The organism is candidate division WOR-3 bacterium (assembly GCA_016867815.1).
In the GTDB taxonomy this organism is placed as follows: Bacteria; Hydrothermota; Tepidihabitantia; order Tepidihabitantales; family Tepidihabitantaceae; genus UBA2258.
Window position 1 is genome coordinate 1 of sequence record VGIR01000156.1, and the last position, 4,323, is coordinate 4,323.

Genomic DNA, 4,323 nt, shown 5'->3' on the forward strand with positions numbered 1-4,323 from the left:
GGCGAGCTGTTCCGAGGTCACGCCCGAAAGGGCGAACTCCCGCAGGTCGAGCTCGACCTGTACCTGTCTGATCACCTGGCCGCCGGAGTTGACCGCGGCGACTCCGGGTACGCGTTGAAGCCGCTGCGTAATCTCTTCGGCGATGTCGGCCAGCTCGGCTGCGTCGATATCGCCGGCCAGTCCGAGGTTGAGCACCGGCATCATCGAGGGGTCGAACTTGAAGACGAACGGCTTCTGGACGTCGGCCGGCAGCGATGCCTGGGCCATGTCGAGCCGGTCGCGGATGTCGGACGCGGCCGCGTCGAGGTTCGTGCCCCAGTCGAACTGCATCGTGATGGCCGAGACGTTCTCCGAGGACCGCGAGGTGATGTCGGTCAGCCCGGCAATTGTGCCGAGGCCTTCTTCCATCGGGTCGGTGACTTCGGACTCGACTTCGAGCGGGCCGGCGCCCGGGTATATGGTCGCGACGACGACCATCGGGAACGTAACATCCGGGTAGAAGTCGACCTGCATGCGGGAGACGCCGATGACGCCGAATACGAGGACTGCGACCACGACCATCGCGGTCGTGACCGGCTTGGAGATGGACGCGTCGACCAGCTTCATTGCTGACCGCTCTCTGCCGGCTTCACTTCGTCGCCGTCCTTGATGCGTTCTTTGCCGGTAGTGATGACCTTCTCCCCCGATTGTATGCCGGAGACGACCTCGACCGCCCGGTCGCCGATCAGCCCGAGTTCGATCGGACGGAATCGGGCGGTGGTGCCGTCGAGCACTGCGATTCGCATTGACCCGTCATTGAAAAGGGCGGTCAGAGGAAGGGCGACCACCGCCTCACGCCGTTCGAGCACGAGGCGAACCGCGCAGGCCATGCCCGGCACCAACAGCCGACTGCGGTTTTCAACCACCAACTCAGCGGTCGCTGTGCGAGACATCTGGTCCAGCATCGGCGTGACCCGGCTGACTGAGCCGGAGAACGTCTCGTCCGGGAAAGCAGACACGGCAACCACGCCGCGCGCGCCCGGTCTGACGAATCGAAGGTCCTGGTCGCTGACGTTAACCTTGACCCTGACTCGCGCGCCGTAGCTAGCGATGGAGGCCACCGGCATGCCCGGCGCCACCGACTGCCCGACCTCGACGTAGACCTTGCCTACCGTTCCGGTAACCGGCGCGGTCACCGGGCCCGGCTTGAAGTCCATTCCCGGGACGTCGTTGACGACGTAGGCGATGGGATCGCCTTCGCTCACCGACGAACCCTCCGGCCGTACGATCTCCGTCACCCTCCCGGCGATCTTGGGCATCGCCATCGCCTGCTGGTCGCCTTGCAGGGTGCCCAGCAATTGCACGGTGCGGACCACGGTGTCGAGCTTGACCGTGTGGACCTCTACCGACTGCACTGCCCGGTCTTCCTTCTTTTGCTTGCCGGAGGTCGAGCGGCAGCCGGCGGCGACGAAGAGGGCAAGCGTGGTAATCAGAAGCGCGGATAGGTTCTTCATCATCGTCTCCTTAGTGTTCCCCGATTGCCTTCTCGAGCTTTGCCTTGGCAATCTGGTAGTTGGCCATTGCGTTGAGGTACGCGACCCGCGCTTGGGTCAGCGCGACCTGGCTATCCATGTAATCGAGGTTGGTCAGTAGTCCGTTCTCGTACCGGGCCTGAGCCAGGCCAAGCGCGGCCTCGGCGACTTCAACGTTCTTCTTCTGGAAGGCGGCGTTCTTCGCCTCCTGATTCAGGCCGAGGGCCAGTGCCTTGACCTCGAGCTTTACTCCGTCCTCGACCAGCGCCAGTGCGATCCGGGCCTGGCGATGCCTGGCCTGGGCCGCCTTGAGCTTGCTGTAGTTGGACAGACCCGTGAAGATGGGCATCGAGATACCGGCGGTTGCGTTCCAGTCCGCGCCCCACTCAGCACTGAAGCCGACTGGGTTCTTATAGCTCAGGTTGGCCTGCGCGAACGCATTGGGCAGGTTGGCAGTCCGGGCGATGCGTACGCCAAGCTCCGCCATCTTCGCGGCGTTGCGCAGTTGGGCGAGTTCCGGTCTGCGCTCGAGCGCCTGCTGCGTCGCCTGGTCTACGTCAACGGTGAACGAATCCGGCGCGAGTTCCTCGCTGAACGCTACCGGCGTGGCCGGATCCAGACCAAGCGTGTTGAGAAGAGCGGCGGTCGCGAGTTCGGCCCCGTTTTCGACCTGCGAGACCTGGGCTTCCATCTGCTGCAGCCCGAGTGTCGCCTTCATCAGGTCAAGCTTTGTGGCCATGCCGTTGTCGTAGAGCGACTGGACCTGGCCGACGTGGCCTCGGAGCTGGCGCAGGGCGTCGTTCATCACACCCACCGTTCGCCGGACGAGCAGAGCCTGGTAGTAGCCCGACGTCGCGTCCACCCGTAGCTGGGCGCGGGCCTGAAGCAGGGCCTGCATCTGGATCTCCTGGCTTAGACCGGCCATGCGGTAGGCGTTGAGCAGCTTGCCCCACGTGAATAGGGTCTGCTGCACCGTGCCGGTCAGCGCGTAGTTGTCCGAGCTACCGAGCTTCACGCTCACAGTGTCCGGAGTATACACCGGTATCGGATCGGTCATGCCCGTCGTCTCGCCGGTCCTTGGGTTCACTACCCAGAAGGGTATGTTGGTGTACCCCGGAATGGTCATCGGGAACGAACTGACCTTGGCGAGACATGTGTAGGTGCCGGTGGCCGAAATCTGCGGCAGGAACGCACCGAAGGCGGCACCTTTGCCCGCGACCGCCTCCATCATTTTGGCCGTAGCCAGCTCCACCTGCTTCGGGTTGGAGAGAGCCATCTCGACTGCCTTGGCCGCGTCGAGGCGCAGCGTGTCGGCCCGGGCGCCAGCCGCACCAGCGGCCAGCAGCCCGGCAAAGATGCAGAGGGCGAATCTACGCATCAATACTCCTTATCTCCTATTGCCATCCGTACGGCGGCCCCTGCTCTCGGCAAGGATGCCGCAAAAGAACAATTCCTTGATCGACTCATCCGGCCGCGCTCCCGGAGACCGGGCCAGCGACAACAGCATGGCGTGGAATGTGCCGATGAACATGGTCGCCGCAACTCGGGGTTCGACCGGCCGGAACTCGCCCTGCTCGATGCCCTGCTTCAGCACGCCCGCGACCGCGTCCTCCATCTCCAACATGCGGGGCAGGACGTGCTTCCGGAACCGCTTCATCACCGTGCTGGACTGGTTGACGTTCTCCATCGAGAGCAGAGCCATCACGCCGGGGTTGGACATCATCCCGGTCGCCCAGGTCGAGAAGAGCTCCTCGAGTCGGCGACGAGGGGATACGGGCCGCGCTGCCACCGCGGCGATCGTCTCCAGCGCCTGCTCGAGCAGCCAGTCCACCAGGCCGATGTAGATGGCGGGCTTGTCCTTGAAGTAGAGGTAGACCGTGCCCTTGGCCACGCCGGCGCGGCGGGCGACTTCGTCGACGGTGGTTTCGAAGTACCCCTTCTCAGTGACGACGGCAAAAGCCGCCTTGAGCAAGGCGAGCCGTTTGACTTCTGACTTGGTCTTCATGTGGTCTTGGCCTTTCGAAAACTGACCGGTCAGTCATTATAGAGCCACCCGGTGCGTAGTCAAGAACAAACGTCGCGGGCGTGTGACAGAGGCCCCGCGCTAGACTGCTCAGGTAGTCGGAGGGAGGTGGTCCAGGGGTCGAGCATTCAGGCCGGCAGAAGGCAGTTTCGAACCGGTATCTTTTGACTTCCGGGATTCTGGAACCAAGGAATCCCCTCCCTTGACCCCGGTTTGACGGTCGCTATCATCGACTGCCTGCGTTGCAGCAGGTGAAGGGTCCTGAAGGAATGAACGCTCCTCGGCTTTGCCGCGCTGGGGCTATGTGACCTGTCGTCGCGCCTCTCCGCAGGCAGGGCCGGGAGGTCTTGGTCAGTTCGTTGGGCAACCTTAACGAGGAGCAGCGATGCGCAGATTGGTGACTCTGGGTCTTGCCGTTGGGCTCGCCGGGGCGAGCAACTTCTACATCTTCTACAAGCAGGTGGGCGCCAACCCGAACTGCCCCGGGCTTTCGATTGACGCATACAACAACGCGTCCGCGCATACACAATGGTCAATGGACTCGGCGGGCAGTTCCTCCGAGGACAACATCGTGGGCGACTGGCTGATCCGGGCGGTGCTCGACTGGGCGCCGCAGGATACCAACGCGTCGGCCGTCTGGTTCTCCAGGAACATGCCCAAGGACACGCTCCCCAACATTAACTTCCCGATTCGGGCGATGATCAGGAACATGGGCAGCGATACGCTGCCCATCGGTACGCAGGTGCGGCTGTCGATTGCCGGACCGGACAGTTACGTCTACAACGACAC

The 4,323-nt window shown here is 63.5% G+C and carries 5 protein-coding genes; 1 reads left to right on the forward strand and 4 read right to left on the reverse strand.

What is annotated here, in order from left to right:
• The 4 genes from FJY68_13610 to FJY68_13625 all read right to left on the reverse strand — a co-directional run.
• On the reverse strand, positions 1–606 hold a 606-nt coding region (locus FJY68_13610), incomplete at its 3' end, for an efflux RND transporter permease subunit (GenBank protein ID MBM3332862.1).
• Positions 603–1,496, reverse strand: coding sequence for an efflux RND transporter periplasmic adaptor subunit (locus FJY68_13615; GenBank protein MBM3332863.1), 894 nt, complete (start codon positions 1,494–1,496; stop codon positions 603–605). The genes FJY68_13615 and FJY68_13610, both read right to left, overlap by 4 nt.
• 7 nt (positions 1,497–1,503) lie before the next feature.
• On the reverse strand, positions 1,504–2,889 hold the full coding sequence (locus FJY68_13620; GenBank protein MBM3332864.1) for a TolC family protein: 1,386 nt from the start codon (positions 2,887–2,889) through the stop codon (positions 1,504–1,506).
• A 9-nt stretch (positions 2,890–2,898) separates the two neighbouring features.
• Complete coding sequence (locus tag FJY68_13625) at positions 2,899–3,516, reverse strand: TetR/AcrR family transcriptional regulator (protein ID MBM3332865.1); 618 nt, start codon at positions 3,514–3,516, stop codon at positions 2,899–2,901.
• Between the two features lie 403 nt (positions 3,517–3,919).
• Here FJY68_13625 and FJY68_13630 point away from each other — a divergent pair.
• Positions 3,920–4,323, forward strand: a 404-nt coding sequence (locus FJY68_13630) for a hypothetical protein (protein MBM3332866.1), incomplete at its 3' end; no start/stop codon positions are given.